This is a genomic window from Desulfobacterales bacterium, assembly GCA_021647905.1.
GTDB lineage: Bacteria > Desulfobacterota > Desulfobulbia > Desulfobulbales > BM004 > JAKITW01.
Genome location: JAKITW010000074.1, coordinates 1 through 15,013 on the forward strand (window position 1 = coordinate 1; position 15,013 = coordinate 15,013).

General features: G+C 55.6%; 13 protein-coding genes. 7 read left to right on the top strand and 6 right to left on the bottom strand.

The window, feature by feature from the left end:
* Window positions 1-198 precede the first annotated feature (198 nt).
* Both L3J03_10480 and L3J03_10485 read left to right on the top strand, forming a co-directional pair.
* Window positions 199-2,592, top strand: a complete 2,394-nt coding sequence (locus tag L3J03_10480) for an efflux RND transporter permease subunit (GenBank protein MCF6291405.1) — start codon at window positions 199-201, stop codon at window positions 2,590-2,592.
* Window positions 2,593-2,758: 166 nt separating this feature from the next.
* Window positions 2,759-3,874, top strand: a complete 1,116-nt coding sequence (locus tag L3J03_10485) for a hypothetical protein (GenBank protein MCF6291406.1) — start codon at window positions 2,759-2,761, stop codon at window positions 3,872-3,874.
* A 284-nt stretch (window positions 3,875-4,158) separates the two neighbouring features.
* Here L3J03_10485 and L3J03_10490 read toward each other — a convergent pair whose 3' ends face one another.
* Both L3J03_10490 and L3J03_10495 read right to left on the bottom strand, forming a co-directional pair.
* The gene (locus tag L3J03_10490; protein MCF6291407.1) at window positions 4,159-4,473 is read right to left on the bottom strand and encodes a HigA family addiction module antitoxin; all 315 of its coding nucleotides are present in this window, start codon (window positions 4,471-4,473) and stop codon (window positions 4,159-4,161) included.
* Between the two features lie 13 nt (window positions 4,474-4,486).
* Window positions 4,487-4,765: a type II toxin-antitoxin system RelE/ParE family toxin gene (locus L3J03_10495; GenBank protein ID MCF6291408.1), complete on the bottom strand. Its 279-nt coding sequence runs from the start codon at window positions 4,763-4,765 to the stop codon at window positions 4,487-4,489.
* Window positions 4,766-4,914: 149 nt separating this feature from the next.
* Here L3J03_10495 and L3J03_10500 point away from each other — a divergent pair, with 149 nt between their 5' ends.
* A complete protein-coding gene (locus L3J03_10500; protein MCF6291409.1) occupies window positions 4,915-5,877 on the top strand; it encodes a transposase in 963 nt (320 codons plus the stop codon).
* 153 nt (window positions 5,878-6,030) lie between these two features.
* Here the strand turns inward: L3J03_10500 and L3J03_10505 are convergent, their stop codons facing one another.
* Together L3J03_10505 and L3J03_10510 are read right to left on the bottom strand one after the other, a co-directional pair.
* Window positions 6,031-6,354 carry a HigA family addiction module antitoxin gene (locus tag L3J03_10505; protein ID MCF6291410.1) on the bottom strand — a complete coding sequence of 108 codons (324 nt, stop codon included), beginning with the start codon at window positions 6,352-6,354 and terminating at the stop codon, window positions 6,031-6,033.
* Window positions 6,354-6,632 (bottom strand): type II toxin-antitoxin system RelE/ParE family toxin, encoded by a 279-nt coding sequence (locus L3J03_10510; GenBank protein MCF6291411.1) that lies wholly within the window; start codon window positions 6,630-6,632, stop codon window positions 6,354-6,356. Before L3J03_10510 ends, L3J03_10505 begins: the two co-directional genes overlap by 1 nt.
* 1,044 nt (window positions 6,633-7,676) lie before the next feature.
* Here L3J03_10510 and L3J03_10515 point away from each other — a divergent pair.
* Window positions 7,677-8,615, top strand: a complete 939-nt coding sequence (locus L3J03_10515) for a DUF1566 domain-containing protein (protein ID MCF6291412.1) — start codon at window positions 7,677-7,679, stop codon at window positions 8,613-8,615.
* A gap of 218 nt (window positions 8,616-8,833) precedes the next feature.
* Window positions 8,834-11,170 (top strand): radical SAM protein, encoded by a 2,337-nt coding sequence (locus tag L3J03_10520; GenBank protein MCF6291413.1) that lies wholly within the window; start codon window positions 8,834-8,836, stop codon window positions 11,168-11,170.
* 287 nt (window positions 11,171-11,457) lie between these two features.
* On the opposite strand, the gene L3J03_10525 is transcribed toward L3J03_10520, so the two are convergent.
* Together L3J03_10525 and L3J03_10530 are read right to left on the bottom strand one after the other, a co-directional pair.
* On the bottom strand, window positions 11,458-11,922 hold the full coding sequence (locus tag L3J03_10525) for an SEC-C domain-containing protein (protein ID MCF6291414.1): 465 nt from the start codon (window positions 11,920-11,922) through the stop codon (window positions 11,458-11,460).
* A 228-nt stretch (window positions 11,923-12,150) separates the two neighbouring features.
* Complete coding sequence (locus L3J03_10530) at window positions 12,151-12,465, bottom strand: hypothetical protein (protein ID MCF6291415.1); 315 nt, start codon at window positions 12,463-12,465, stop codon at window positions 12,151-12,153.
* 599 nt (window positions 12,466-13,064) lie between these two features.
* Here L3J03_10530 and L3J03_10535 point away from each other — a divergent pair.
* Together L3J03_10535 and L3J03_10540 are read left to right on the top strand one after the other, a co-directional pair.
* Window positions 13,065-13,394 carry a hypothetical protein gene (locus tag L3J03_10535; protein MCF6291416.1) on the top strand — a complete coding sequence of 110 codons (330 nt, stop codon included), beginning with the start codon at window positions 13,065-13,067 and terminating at the stop codon, window positions 13,392-13,394.
* A gap of 51 nt (window positions 13,395-13,445) precedes the next feature.
* Window positions 13,446-14,624 (top strand): BPTI/Kunitz domain-containing protein, encoded by a 1,179-nt coding sequence (locus L3J03_10540; GenBank protein ID MCF6291417.1) that lies wholly within the window; start codon window positions 13,446-13,448, stop codon window positions 14,622-14,624.
* Window positions 14,625-15,013: the final 389 nt, after the last annotated feature.

Below are 15,013 nucleotides of genomic sequence, written 5' to 3' on the forward strand. Positions count from 1 at the left end.
CGAAGTTGTTTAAAATTCCGCTTTTGCCGTCACGGCTGCGGCTCAGGGTCCGCTACACCGTTCGGTATAAGAAAACCCCTTTCCCGGTCCAACCTCAAACGTACGGGGTTTACCGAAACCTTACGTTTTCCGGTAAATATCTTGTCACCAAGGGGCTGGGTTTCGTTGTATAAAATCCGTCCGCGCGTCAGGAGCTGTATGCCGGATATCCGCAAGAAAACAGAGGCCGCCTTTGAGAGGTTCGGCCATTTTATTTATCGCCGCCGCTGGTGGGCGATCGTGCTGATTACCCTGCTGGCCGGGGCAATGATCTCGCAGATGCCCGGGATCACCATGGACCTGTCCGCCGAAGGGCTGCTCGACAAGCATGACCCGGCCCTGGTCACCTATGACGCCTTTCGCGACCAGTTCGGCCTCGATAAAATGGTGATCTTCGGCATGGAGCCCGGGCAGGTCTTCTCATTTCCATTTCTGCAAAAGCTCAAGAAATTTCATCACGAGCTGGAGGCGATCCCCAACGTGGAGGAGGTCACCAGCCTGATCAATGTTACCGCCATCCGGGGCGAGGACGATACCCTGGTGGTGGAAGAGCTGTTGGCGGAATGGCCCGAGGATGCGGCCGCGCTGGCCGCGCTCAAGGCGCGGGTCATGGCCGAGCCCCTGTACCGGGACACCCTGATCTCAGCGGACGGCCGGTTCACCGTGGTGCTGGTCAGGCCCGCGCTCCATGCCCGGGACCTTGGCGTGGACCCGTTAGCCGGTTTTGCCGAGGATCCGGATGAACCAGGCCCAATACCCCAGAAGTTGAACGAACAGGACAAGAAGGAACTGGTCGACCGGATTCTGGCCCTGGCCGGCCGGTATCGCGGCCCGGACTTTCCGCTCCATATCGGCGGCGTGGTAATGATGGAGGAGATCCTCAAACGGGTTACCAAGGCCAACATGGAGCGGTTCCTGGTCATTGCCTCGTTCCTGATTCTTCTTTTGCTGACCCTGTTGTTCCGCCGGGCCTCCGGGGTCTTTCTGCCGCTCCTGGTGGTCAACCTGAGCCTGGCCTCGGCCCTGGGGCTGATGGCCTTTTTCAAGGTGCCGATCACCCTCAACACCCAGATCCTGCCCTCGTTTCTGCTGGCCGTGGGGATCGGCGACTCGATCCATTTGCTGGCCATCTTTTACCGGGATTACAACCGCCATGGCAACAGGGAACAGGCGATCTCCTATGCCATGGGCCATGCCGGCCTGGCCCTGTTGATGACCAGCCTGACCACGGCCGGCGGCCTGCTCTCCTTTGTCTCGGCCGGGATCGCGCCCATTGCCAACCTGGGGATCTTTGCCGCCCTGGGGGTGATTCTGGCCCTGGTCTATACCCTGGTGCTGCTGCCCGCGCTCCTGGCCGTGCTGCCGATCAGGAGACAGGCGGATGTCGATCCCCGGAAACTGCCGGGACTGGACCGGTTTCTGCTCGGCTGCGGCGATCTGGCCAACTCCCATCCCTGGCCGGTAATCCTGGTCAGCGGTCTGCTGCTGGTGTTCTCCTTTGCCAGCGCCCTGCAGCTTAAATTTTCCCATAGCAGTATCACCTACCTGCCGGTCCACTCCGAGGTACGTCAGGCATGCCACCTGATCGACAAACGGATGGGCGGCTCGATCAACCTGGAGATTCTGGTGGATACCGGCCGGGAAGACGGCCTTCTTGAACCGGAAATCATGACCGACCTGGATCGGGCGGCCACATATGCCGAGGGCCTTGAAATGGCCGGCATCAAGCTGGGCCGGGCCCTCAGTGTGGCCGGCCGGGTCAAGGATATCAATCAGACCCTGCACGGGGATCGGCCCGAGTACTACCGGATCCCCGGGTCGCGGGAATTGATCGCCCAGGAGCTGCTGCTCTTTGAAAACGGCGGCACCGATGACCTGGAAAAGCAGGTGGACAGCCGGTACCGTCTGGCCCGGGTCTCGATCAGGGGGCCGTGGGTGGATGCCATCGGCTATGTCCGGGTGCTCAAGCATCTGCATGAAAAGTTTTCCAGTACCTTTGGCCAACGGGCGACCATCACGGTAACCGGGATCACCAACCTGATGTGCCGGACCTTTTCCGCGATAATCCATTCCATGGCCACCAGCTACCTCATTGCCGGGGTGGTGATCACCCTGCTGATGATCGTGATGCTCGGCAGTCTGCCCCTGGGGCTGATGAGCATGGTGCCCAACCTCCTGCCGATTGTCATGGCCCTGGGCGGCATGTACTGGCTGAAGATTCCCCTGGACGTCTCCTCGATCATGATCGGCAGCATTGCCATCGGCCTGGCCGTGGACGACACCGTCCATTTCATGCACCACTTCCGCCGTTACCACGGCCGGAGCAACGATGTCCGCCAGGCGATCCACGATACCCTGACCACCGCCGGCCGGGCCATGCTCTTTACCTCGATGATCCTCTGTGCCGGTTTTTTTGTGCTGATGCTTTCGGACCAGCGCAATCTCCAGGACTTCGGCCTGGTCGCCGGGTCTACCATCATCTTTGCCCTGTTCGCCGACCTGCTCCTGACCCCGGCCCTGATGACCCTGATCTACAGGGGGAAAAGCAAATAAGGCGCAAGGAGAAAGCAGGTATAGTGCGGTTGCTTCTGTCCCACGAACGCTGGTATTTGATCAACCTCAACAAAATATACCCTTGACTCTGCTTTCCTTGTGCTCTTTTACGCTTTTCCGTGTTACAGTGATCAGTGTAACGTAAAAAGGTGTAAAAAGGTGGAAAATGAGAAATCCATTTCGATTCGGTGGTGTTGTCCAAGGGGAGCAGTTCTGCCCGCGCCCTGATTTGACCAAGGCACTGGTGGGCCATATCCGCAACAGCCAGAATGTCTACGTCCAGGGCGAGCGAAGGGTAGGAAAAACTTCCCTCATCTGTGAAGCCGGCAGGCAGGCCAAGGCCCGTCTGGTCTATGTCGATCTTATGGAGGTCAAATCGCCGGAGGATCTGGCGAAACGATTTCTGACCAGCGTCCTGGCAATGGAGCGGGAGAATTTTATCGGGAAGGCGCTGAAAACCTTTGCCTCGTTGCGCCCTTCATTCGGCGTTGATCCTATCACCGGCCTTCCGACCGTCAATGTCAACTTCTCGGCACCTGTGGCTCCGGAGTCCATGGCAACTGCTCTCGATTTGATACCGGGATTGCGTCGGCGGGGCAAGCCTTTGGTGGTCGTGTTCGACGAATTCCAGGACGTGCTGAAAATGGGTAGGGCTACGGCCAGACAGGTCCTGGCGGCCCTGCGCGGCAAGATCCAGTTTCAAGAGGACATCCCCTATATTTTCAGCGGCAGTGTCCGGCATGACATGGATACTATCTTCATCGATCCTGACAGTGCATTTTTCAAGAGCGCCGTACCGGTCGAAGTCGGCCCGATATCCAGAGGGAATTTCAAAAGGTTTCTCAAGGCAAAGTTCACCCGGGCGGACCGGGTAGTCGATTCGGAGTTGCTTGATCGGGTATTTGAAATTTGCCTCGATATTCCCGGAGATGTTCAGCAGCTGTGCGGCGCCTTGTGGGAACTCGGAGACAAAACCCTTGGAACCGACGCCCTGGGCGGGGCGCTGGAGGTGATTTGGTCGCAGGAAATGAAGGGATATGAGACAGCCCTGCGGATGTTGTCCGCGCAACAGCTCAAGATACTGGGCACTATCGCCAGGGTCGGCGGGAAGGCGCCCACATCGGCCGACTTTCTGCGGGAGACCGGGGGGATAATGCCCTCGTCGGCAAAAGCGGCTTTGGACCGGCTCCTCGCCCATCGGTTGGTGTTTCGTTTTCAAGGAGAATACCGGTTTGTCAATCCCTTCTTCCGTTACTGGCTCTTAGTTTGGGAGGGCAGTTAGATGATAGATGATGCCGCGGTCGCGCTGCGGGGGGCGGGCCTGCGCAACCTGCGTGCGGCTGGCCCTATCCATCGGCCTGAGCTGGAGATAAGCGAGATACGAGACTCCGAAAATCCTCATTTCTGGAGGAACACTGGCTAAGCTTTAGGCGGGTGGGACTTGAGCCCTGCGGCTCTCACCCACTGGGTAACAATAGCCAGATTCATCCCATTCAACAGGAATCCCAAGGCTCCGAGCTTATCTCGGCACGATAATGCGATTGTTCGCTGAGGTATTTTGACGGCCTATCCATTTGCATGTAAGAGCTGCGGAGAAAACGGTTTGACCTGTTGCCATTCATCGGAGCCATGCTCAGCTTGCCAGAGGTCATAATTTTTTTGGAGGTTCAACCAAAAAATAGGCGTTGTATCGAAAGCCCGTGATAACCGAAGAGCCATATCCGGGGTTATTGAACCTCGCTCATTGATAATTTTTGATAATGTCTTTCTTGAGACACCGAGGATAGACGACAATTCAGTAATTGTGATAGAGAGTGGAATAAGATAATCTTCTTTTATGATCTTGCCTGGATGTGTCGGTTTTCTTGTCATTTTGTTCATGGGATTTTCCTCGTTAATGATAATCGTCATAATCGACTATATATGCATCCCCATCGATAAAATCGAAAAAGACTCTCCAGTTGCCAGAAACATTGACAGCATATTGACCTTGTTTATCTCCTGTCAATTTATGGAGGTTTGAACCTGGGTATTTCATATCTCGTAAATCATTGGCGGCATTTAAACGATCAAGTATCCTTTCGAGCCGGGCAGCGTGTTCTGGCTTGATGCCCTTTTTCTTGCCGGTATAAAAGAATTTTTCCAGGCCCTTGTGTTTAAACGATTTTATCACAAACGAATTGTAACCGGTTGGGTTACGTGGGTCAATAAAGAAATTTCAGTTGTTGTGAAGATCGGAAGATCGGGGGACGTTATTCACTTTATTAACAAAGCTTGGTGTGTTATGTTTCAAGCGGTAATGAATAATGCAAGGAGAAACATATGCCGCGCCATGCCCGCCTGGATGCCCCGGGTACCCTTCACCACGTTATTGTCAGAGGAATAGAGAAGCGTCATATCGTCGATGACAGGAAAGACCGGGAGAATTTTGTCACCCGCCTGGGTGAAATTGCCATTGATACCGAAACCAGGATTTATGCCTGGGCCTTATTGACCAACCATGCCCACATTTTATTACGCAGCAGCAGTTTCGGGCTTTCCAGGTACATGCGCCGCCTTCTCACCGGTTATGCCATCTCATACAACCGCCGCCACCGTCGTCACGGTCATCTTTTCCAGAACCGCTACAAGTCCATAGTATGTGAAGAGGAAACCTATTTTCTCGAACTCATCCGTTATATCCACCTCAATCCTTTGCGGGCCGGATTGGTGAAGAGCCTTGCCGGTCTTGACCGTTATCGCTGGAGCGGTCACGGTGTTCTGATGGGCCGCTATACCAACGATTGGCAGGATCGTGACTCGGTGTTGCTGCGGTTCGGTAAAAAGGAGAAAGCGGCCCGGCCTGTCTATCGGCAATTTGTCGCGGACGGGGTGGAACAGGGACGCCGGCCCGATCTTGTCGGCGGCGGCCTGGTCCGATCACTGGGCGGTTGGTCCGAAGTAAAGGCCTTGCGCCGGCTCGGTCTTAAGGAACCCTCGGATGACCGGATACTTGGACGCGGTGAATTTGTTACGCGGATGGTTGAGGAGGCGGAAAATATTCGCATGAGATTGACACCGCGAGACACAAAAAACAAAATTCAAGAAGTCATTGCAACGACCTGCAAGGAGGAAGGCATAAGTGTCAAGGAGTTGAAAGCAGGCAGTCGCAGACGCCCGGTTGCCTCTGCAAGAAGACGTATCGCCCGGACCCTCGTTGACCACGGGGTGACCCTTGCTGAGGCGGCCCGTCAACTCGGCGTTTCCACCGCTGCCATTTCCTTGACCCTGTCACGCAAAAATTGATTTTGTTAACAAAGTAAATAACGTCCCCTAGCTTTCCTTGACGAAGTCAGCGCCGCGATTCCCGGCGACGCAGTCGCCGGGAACGCAAAGTTCACTTGCCGGGAACGCGAACGAGATTGTTCAATTTTCCCAAAAACGCTGCCGCTTTCCCGGTCAATGTGAAACGACTTGTTCGCCTATTCTTTTTATGCCGGGTATTGTCAGAGGTTCAACCTCTTCCAGGTTGACGGTCTGTCTCGCCTGCCAAAGATTATAGTTGTCCTGCATAGCCAACCAACTCTCTGGACTACGGCCAAGTGTTTTTGAAAGGCGTAAAGCCATTTCCGGAGTTATACTGCTTTTCCTTTTAATAAGTCTTTGGAAAGTTGATGGTGACACCTTTAGTTTGGCCGCTACGTTGCGGTAACTAAAATGAAAAGGGTCAAGGTAAACCTCTTTAATAAACTCACCAGGGTGTGGGGGATTGTACATGCTCATTAATGGTAATCCTCATAATCGACAATGTAGGCATTGCCTTCTTGAAATTTAAAAACGACGCGCCAGTTTCTACTTACGTCGATTGCCCAAAAGCTCTTCCGATCTCCCTTTAATGGATGGAGACGAAAACCGGGCAAATCCATATCTTCAATACAGGTTGCGGTATCCAAGGCGGTCATCCGTATTTTTAGTTTTTGTTTATGATCAGGTTGAATTCCAGAAACGCTACCGGTTTCAAAAAACTTGCGCAACCCTTTATGCTTAAACGTCTTAATCATCAATATCAGCTTAGCATCTCGTTGCGCAACACGCAACACTTATTTTATGGGTAACAATTTTTCTCAGGCGAACGAGTTATTCTACAGTTTCTGTATATCTCCACGACCACGAAGATGCCTCATCGTTTCTCTGTCCGACAAAAACCTCGAAACAGGCTGGCCATTCACAAGGCTTCTTCTCGCTATCTCAGTGAATTTTCACTGTACTTTATATAAAATACTATTGACAAGTCTAAGCTTGTCGCCTGTTTATTTTTCTGTATATCATTCAAAATGGAACGATATCCAACTGGAAGAGAACTCCGATGCTCTCAATCCCTTCATCGTTGCAGACACAATTTGAGGCATGTTTACGGAACAAGAAGGTTCCGAATAGCACGCATGCGGCCTGGGAATTTGTCTGGCAGATGATCTACACCCACACCATTAAAAGCCAAACCATCAAACAAAGAGGCCAGAAGTCGGCTTGACTTCCAAAAGCCGTCCTAATACTCAATTTCATAAAGGCCTCCCCTTCTCCTGACTCCTGTTTATTGGTCGGTCTCGCAACAACACACAAAAAGTCTGAAGTAACCGCAGAGAGCGCAGAGGGCGCAAGGCTAATCATTTAAAATAATAGAATTTTCTCTGCGTCCCCTGCGTACTCAGCGGTAAAAATTTTAGTTTTTACAAGTCCATCATACTTGATACACGAAATCGCCAGGATAGCAAGAACTAAGAATACCAGATTTATGCCAGGTTTTTACCAGGTAAAAATACTAGGGCTGTACCGGAAAATCAGGTCCCAGCGCGGGATTGCGGGGGGAGAGGACTTTCGGAACAGGTGGGGGAAAATATGGATTTATTTTGCGTCAGGCCGGAATTTGCAGCCGGCCGCAGTAAAAGGTAATTCTCCGACAGGCTCCTTAGGGTGCCATCAAGAAACGTAGCTCCGGCGCGGGCTTGGAATGTGGCTGTGGGGGAGTGTTTTTTGGGAGAAAAAAGTGATGGTGCTCGGTGAGAGGATGTGGTACCTGTCCGGGGACAGGGGGAGGGCGGCAATTGATGAGTTTCTGGACAAAACTGGGCATCAGCGGTCCCGGACCGCTGATCGACTGGGAGATCACCCCGGCCGCCACCTACGGCCTGTTCGAGTGCCGCGGTGATATGACCAAGGTGCGCAGCCGGGCTGAGCGGTATTATTATTTCTATATCGACAACTGGCAGCAGCCGGCCACCCTCTGCCTGATGGAACGGGGGATGCGTCATGCCCGGGTGCTGGCCCGGGTGGCGGCGCCGCAAGAGCTGATCGACTCCGCGGTGGCCGAGCAGGGGTGGGCCTGCAAGGAGCAGAATTACTCGATCAACAGGCCGCTCCGGCAGTGGCTGGAAGAGCGGGTGCTTGCTGACAAGGACCTGCAGCTGGTCCTGCCGGCAACCGTGGAAGAACCCTCATGGCTTGCCCCGGCGACCGGCCTGCCCGGTCCTGATGCGCCCCTGCCGGAACTGTCCCGGGTGGTTCTGCGATCCCGGCCCGCCTTTATCCGGGAGGAGGAGATCAACGACCTCGTCCTGGCCCATAATTTTTTTGAGAGCCGGATCAACCCGTCCGGCAATTTCTCCAAGTATCTCATCGACAACCTTGACAACAGGACCGTGAGCGAGCAGGTGACCGGGCTTGTCTGGCAGCGGGCCGGCTCCGGGCTCTTGTCCCATCGCAAGGCGCTCGCCTGGTGCGCGGAGCGCAATAAAGCCCGGTTCGGCAATCGGGACACCTGGCGGCTGCCCACCATTGAGGAGGCCCTGTCGCTCCTGACTCCGGAGAAGAATGAAACGGGCTTTTATCTCCATCCCTGCTTCAGCGCGGAACAGGGGTATATTCTCACCGGCGACCGTCGTAAGCCGGGCGGCCACTGGTTTGTGGATTTCCGGCAGGCCACCCTGTTCTGGGCCGCGGGCACTACCTTTGGCGGCGGCTTTGTTCGGCTCTGCGCGGACAGTTGAGGAAAAAGGAAAAAGGAGTTATAAAAAAAACAGGTGAGCTAATAAAATACACGGGTTAAACAAGCTCTGATTTTAACGCATTGATTCGATTCGTTGTCCGCAGGTGCGGTATGGGACATCGAGGAACTGGTGCCTGCCCTGTCGCCAGCTGAGTGCCCCAAACCGGAAACAACGCCCTTTCTCGGGAGCCGTGCCGCGGATTCTCAGGAAGGCGCGTAATGGCTGGCAACTTTCTTTTTATCCATGTCAACGAATGGGCCACGTTCGATTCGCCGGACGCCATTCCCATTTCCCAGGCCTATATTCTGGCCTATCTCAAAAAAAACGGTTTTTCCGGCCGGATTCTCGGCGACTACCAGGACCGTCCCCTCCAACCAGCCTTGGTCCGGGATGTGCTCCGGGAGCTGGCCCCGCCGGTGGTCGGTTTTTCGGTCTATGAGGAGAACATCAACCGGGTGCGGCTCTGGGCCAGGTATGTCAAGGAGTTGGCCCCGGACTGCCTGGTGCTTCTGGGTGGCCCCCAGGTTACCTTTATGCCGGCCTCGGGCCTTGTCCAGATGGACGAGGCGGATATCCTCTGCCGCGGCGAAGGGGAGCTGGTTTTTCTGGAACTGGCCCGGGCCCTGGCAGAGGGGAGACCGCTGTCAACCGTGGCAGGGATCTGTTTCATCGACAATAACGCGGTCAGAGAAACCGGGCCGCTGCCGGGGGTCGGAGACTTGGATCAATATCCATCGCCCTATCTGGAGGATGTGGTCGATCCGGTCGGCAAGCAGCGGGTGATTCTGCTTTCCTCCCGGGGCTGCACCTCGCCCTGTACCTTCTGCTACACCACCCGGGCCAGCGGCCGCCAGGTGCGGTTCCACTCCCTGGACCGGGTCATTGAAGAGATGCACCATCTCAAGGAGCGCGGCATCAGTGATTTCTGGTTTGCCGACCCCAATTTCGCCTATTCCCGCAAGCGGATTGAGGACCTGCTGCAAAGGATCATCGAGGAAGTGCCCAACATTCGCTTCTGGTGCCAGACCAGGTACAATCTGATCGATGACCGGTTGCTCCATCTCCTGCAAAGGGCCGGAGCCCATACCATCGCCTTTGGCCTTGAGTCGGCAACACCCGATGTGCTGAAGAAGATAAAAAAGGGGCTGGAACCGGAGCGGATGGCAGCGGTCATCCGCCAGGTGCGAACGGCCGGAATCGAGGTGGAACTTTTTTCGCTATTCGGCCTGCCCGGCGAGACCATCGACCAGGCCGCGGCCACCCTGGACTTTGTCAAGGCCAACTGGGTGGCCATTGACGGCAACTCGATCTGCCAGCAGTTGCACATCTTTCACGGCATTCCGATTACTGACGATCTCAAGGCTCACGGGGTGCGGCCGCTGTCGATCACCAAGCCGGACTATCTGTCCATCTGCCGGGATTATGAGACCGGCTCAATGAACAGCGACGAAATCCGGCGGATGGGGCTCTTCTGGCGGCTCAACCGGGCGGACTATGCCGAGAATATCCGCGAGGGACGCAATCTCTTCGAGGTGGCCGGGTTCATCTCCCAACATCAGCAGGAACTGGCTGCCCGGCCCGAGGCCGAACTGATGCTGACCAGGATTTTTCTTGCCCTGGAGGAGTATGAGGCGGCCCACGCCGGCATGGAGCGTCTTACTGCTCGGTTTGCTGATGACCCCGAGGTCCGCGCCTTTCTGGCCGGGCCGTTTACCGGCTACCAGGTCAAGCGTCGGGGTGTGGCCCGGCCGGGCTGCAAGGTAATCTATGATTGTAAGGGCGTCTTGGACGGCAAGGTGGTGCCGGCCACCGAGGCCTATTATCAGATGGCCGCGCTTGAAGCTGATTCCGGGTTGCTGCTTGATTTCGAACAGGGGCTCCTCGGGCTCAAGGCCGGCCGCGTTACCCAGTGCGAGGTGCGGTTCCCGGCTGACTATGGCCATCCGGAGCTGGCCGGTCGCACCGTGCTCTTCCAGATATATCTCCATCAGGTCCTGGAGCCGGTGTTCTTTCCTGATCCGGCCGCCCTGCTCCAGGCCCGCCGCCCGGTCTATAGGTTTCATGATCTGGCCGGGTTGCGGGAGCAGAACGAGAGCCTCTATTATCTGGTGCTGCGCGATTCCGAACTACGCAGTTTGACCCAGGATATGACCGATTTTCTCAGTCTGTTGAACTTCAGGCTGCGGCTCGGTTTCTACCAGACCGCAACCGAGATGGTCCGTTTGCTGCCGCCGGATCGCAGTATGCACGATCATGCCGGACGGATTCTCCTGGCCAACGGCTGTGTGGAGCAGGCCCTGGAACTGCTTGACGAAGTGGCTGGCAGCGATAACCAGGTGGAGGTGAACCGGGTCAAGGCCCTGATCAGGCTCGAGCGGTATGAAGAGGCGGAGCGAATCGCTGGCGCTTCGAGCCTGGACAACGACATGCACGCCCTTGACCTGCGGGTGGGGTTGGCATCGCTGAGGGAACGGCCCCGAAAGGAGTATCTCAAACGGATGGACGACCTGCTCAACTATCAACTCCAGACCATGGGGGTTACCCCGGCGGCGTAAGCTCTCACAGGCACTGAATCTGCTTCGGAGTCTCCTTGCAGTCGCTTACCTGTCATCGGCCTGGTCCGCATACCCGGTGTATAGCGAACAGGCCTCTTTGTCGGTCCACACTGCGACACGACGATTGACACGCGCATCTCCGGCATCTGTGAGAGCCTACAGGGCAAGGAGTGTACGCGACAGGTGATCGCTCCACCCTGTGAGTGGTTACCAGCGGACAATGGTGCGGGGGAAAGGAGTCGCAAGGTAAAAACAGAATCTCTCCGGCCCGATCCTCTTGCTGTTTCTCACCGCATGCAACATTTTTTGTATTTCCTGCCGCTGCCGCAGGGACAGGGCTCGTTGCGGCCCACCTTGGTCGAGAGGCAGGGCATGGTCTTGCCGGAGACATAGAACCACTTGCCCTTCTCTTTGACAAAGGTGCTTTTTTCGTGGAGGAAATTGGTCCGGCCGCCGGCCTCGTACTTGACCTTGAACTCCACCATGCCTTCGGTGTCATCCGGGTTGCCGGCCTGCATCGCAATGATCTCCAGTCCCTGCCAGCGGATACCGGCCTGGGCCGCGAAGTCGGGCGCGGAGTCCCGGTTGTCCGGATGCCAGGTATCGAGCAGGTAGTTGAATTCTCCGTTGACATAGGCGGAGTAGCGGGAGCGCATCAGGGCCTCGGCGCTCGGGGCCGGGGCTGCTCCGGAGAGATAGGGGTAGCAGCATTCGGCAAAGTCTTTTTCCGGATTACAGGGGCAGGGATTCATGGGAGGATCAACAGCAAGATATTATGGTTGGTTTTCCTTACGATGGCCTTTCTGCCAAAGGAGGTTCCCGCGATCATGGTTCTAAAAAGGATGCCCGCGACAGGAGCCGCTGGAAAAAGGACGGTCAAGGCCATGGTTAAAAAAGGGGCGATCCTGTCAGGCCAAGAACAGCAGCCATTTCCGGGCGGCCGCCATCTCTGGCGGCGAAGATGCCGCTGCCGGCCCCGGTCAGGATTCTTTCATTTGTTTCAGCAGGTTCATGCTCAACTGAAAGTTATGCCCTTCTTCTTGTAATACCTGGATATAGAACTTACAGGACTTGCAGTTGCCGTATTTCTCAGTGAAAACGCCTTGGGGTTCGCCGTTGCACATGGTGCCGGCCACGACCCAGCAGGCCCGGCCGCCGCGGCGGCCGCCGTGGACCCCGTGTAACCGCTGCTCAATTGCCACCGGGCAGATCTTTTCCCCGACTTTATGGGGCAGGTCCGGCCCGCGGCCGCAGTCCATCACTTCCCAGCAGTTCAGCTTGGTCTTTTTCTGCACGATATGATTTTGCTCCGATATGTTGGGCTATGATTAGGCATGATGGCCAGGCCCTGGTTTACTGGCGCACGCTTCAACCAATGGTTTGGCCATACCTGAGCATTTTAACGGGAAATAGTCAACTTTTACTTTTCAGGGTGTTGCGGACAGAACGGACAGAAGTACAGGCCAGGTTCAATCTTGATGGACTCGTAACAACCCGAAAGGCTTCAAATGCCACCCAATAAAATCAACAAGTTACAAGACGAATCACGTCCGTCGAGCAGGTTGTTGCGAGACCGACAATCTTTACTAATCCGGGCGATGCCCTTGGCGATGATTATGAAGGAGCCCGGCGCATTTCAAGAGCAGTTCCCGGGTGCAAGGAACTCATGATTCGAAGCACGTTGGTGCCCTGGTTTTTTATGTTGATAATTTAATGGCTGACGCTATAATTTAAAATGTAACCACTCGCTCAGGGTAAGCTCCGCCGGACTCCGGGTTGCCTCCTGCCGTTGGCATTCACGGTTCCCGGGCCGCCGGAGAGCCCTGGTGAGAAATGCGGGTCAACCGATCTAGTTGCAACCCCTGAAAAAGGGAGCATCGTAAAAGGAGTCGTCATGAACAACACGGGTTCACTACTTTTTGTCGTCCTGATATCTCTATGTCTGTCTTTTGCCGCACTGTTTTTTATTGCCAGCGGAGCAGCAGCCTCCGGTATTCCCGAGGTACCGCCTCCGACCCCGGTCAACCCCGCTGAGGTGAATCCCTCGACCACGACATATACACCGCCGGCACAAGCGCCCGTATGTGTTCAGTACAAGGCAATGACGGTTACCTATGTCTGTGGGACAGAAGAAAAGTGCTACTTCCAGGGTAAAAAAAGGATTTGTGTTGAGGTTGAGAAACGCTGCGAGCGGCTCGAGAATATCTGCGTCAAATGGCAATAAATATTTTCCCTGGTTGGGTTGGGAAAACAGTCCGGACTGCTCATATCAGTCATGACAAATCGTTCAACTGTTGCCAGGCCGGGAGGCGGGTTTCCCCTGGAGATCAGCATGGGTATCGTGCAACGATGTTTTCTGGCGGTGGTTTTTTTGTGGGTCTGCGGATTTTCCCCGGTCGGCGTCATTGCCGGCGACCTGCCGGAGCGTTGCCGGTTGCCGGCCCCGGAACTCGGGGAGTGCAAGGCCCTGCTGACGGTCGCCTATTACGATCAGGAACGTAACACCTGTGTTGAGACGTCTTACGGCGGTTGCGGCGGGGTTGTGCCGTTCGGAGATATCGAAGAGTGCCGGGCGGCTTGTGAAACAACAGAGGAACTGCGCCTTACCGATGTGACCCGTGTCCCTGATTCTCCCTACCTGATGATGACGGTATCCTATCCTTCTTCCTGGGATGAGCCTGTCTTCCGGATTCAGGCCAATGATCAGGAGGTTGAATCCCGCTGGGTGGGAGGAGGGAACTCCCCTGGCGTGGAGATGCGCAGTTTTATGGTTTATCCCGGCGAAGAGGCCTTGCGTAAGCTGAGCATATCCACCGTGGTGGCGGGCCGGGATCATGATGCCTTGACAAGGCTCTACTGGAGCCTGGAGCCGCAGGTCTTTCTCCTGGACCATTCCGGCGAGCAGGAGGCCCTGTTTAATCCTGTGCCGCTCCATTTCGTCCTGCTGCATGCCGCCCGGGTCGAGGTCAAGCTCAACGGCGTGAAAATCAAGGCCATTCCCCGGCCGGGTCTGTGCCGACACGGCAAGGGTCTGGAAGTAACGCCCCAATGGGTCCCCGGCAACAACCACGTTCTGGTCGAAGCGACCTCGGCGCGGGGCAGGAAGATCAGCCGGGAATACAATTTTGTCTATTTTCCTGACAGGAAAATTCCCCTGGGAGAGACCGCCCGGATCGCTTACGGGGGGATGGGCAGCAGAAGCGGGCCTTTTTACCGGGTCGGATCACAGGGCCGGGCCGTGGTGGTGAATGAATTGCTGCAACCGGAGAAATATCACACAACCGATGCAACCGGCTGGCTCCAGACCAGTATGCGGCCTGTTTTTGAAATATCAGCGGTAAAGGAAGGCAAGGCAACCCTGCTGTTTTTTATTACCAAACATTTCCGGCTCCCGGAGGAGTTGGACTCTGAGTATCGCCTTGAAGTCGTGGCTGGAGCTAAACCAACGGATTAAAGGGATCGAGAAGACCGTTCCGGGATGGGCCCCGGATAACGAGTCCACGATCCTGCGCTCGAATTTTCAAGATCCGGCCATTGCTGAAACAGAGACGGCCTTTTTTCCCGCAAGCATATTGGGGAATTGATTTTTCCCGCCCGTAAGGTTTCGGTAAACCCCGTACGTTTGAGGTTGGATCGGGAAAGGGGTTTTTCTTATACCGAACGGTGTAGCGGACCCTGGGCCGCAGCCGTGACGGCAAAAGCGGAATTTGAAAAAACTTCGGCAGGATATGCTTATGGCTTCCGAATCGCCGCCGCGGCGAAGCGAGTTCCTGCTTGATAGCCTGTTTATGAACAGCCGGCCCTTCTCAATGGAGCGGCCGTTGGTAGAAGAAGACCCCCTTC

What these genes read in the sequence shown, in the direction of transcription:
- L3J03_10500 (MCF6291409.1), top strand. Translation starts at nt 4,915, where the DNA reads ATGCCGCGCCATGCCCGCCTGGATGCCCCGGGTACCCTTCACCACGTT.
- L3J03_10510 (MCF6291411.1), bottom strand. Translation starts at nt 6,632, where the DNA reads ATGATTAAGACGTTTAAGCATAAAGGGTTGCGCAAGTTTTTTGAAACC.
- L3J03_10535 (MCF6291416.1), top strand. Translation starts at nt 13,065, where the DNA reads ATGAACAACACGGGTTCACTACTTTTTGTCGTCCTGATATCTCTATGT.
- L3J03_10480 (MCF6291405.1), top strand. Translation starts at nt 199, where the DNA reads ATGCCGGATATCCGCAAGAAAACAGAGGCCGCCTTTGAGAGGTTCGGC.
- L3J03_10540 (MCF6291417.1), top strand. Translation starts at nt 13,446, where the DNA reads ATGACAAATCGTTCAACTGTTGCCAGGCCGGGAGGCGGGTTTCCCCTG.
- L3J03_10525 (MCF6291414.1), bottom strand. Translation starts at nt 11,922, where the DNA reads ATGAATCCCTGCCCCTGTAATCCGGAAAAAGACTTTGCCGAATGCTGC.
- L3J03_10485 (MCF6291406.1), top strand. Translation starts at nt 2,759, where the DNA reads ATGAGAAATCCATTTCGATTCGGTGGTGTTGTCCAAGGGGAGCAGTTC.
- L3J03_10520 (MCF6291413.1), top strand. Translation starts at nt 8,834, where the DNA reads ATGGCTGGCAACTTTCTTTTTATCCATGTCAACGAATGGGCCACGTTC.
- L3J03_10505 (MCF6291410.1), bottom strand. Translation starts at nt 6,354, where the DNA reads ATGAGCATGTACAATCCCCCACACCCTGGTGAGTTTATTAAAGAGGTT.
- L3J03_10515 (MCF6291412.1), top strand. Translation starts at nt 7,677, where the DNA reads ATGAGTTTCTGGACAAAACTGGGCATCAGCGGTCCCGGACCGCTGATC.
- L3J03_10490 (MCF6291407.1), bottom strand. Translation starts at nt 4,473, where the DNA reads ATGAACAAAATGACAAGAAAACCGACACATCCAGGCAAGATCATAAAA.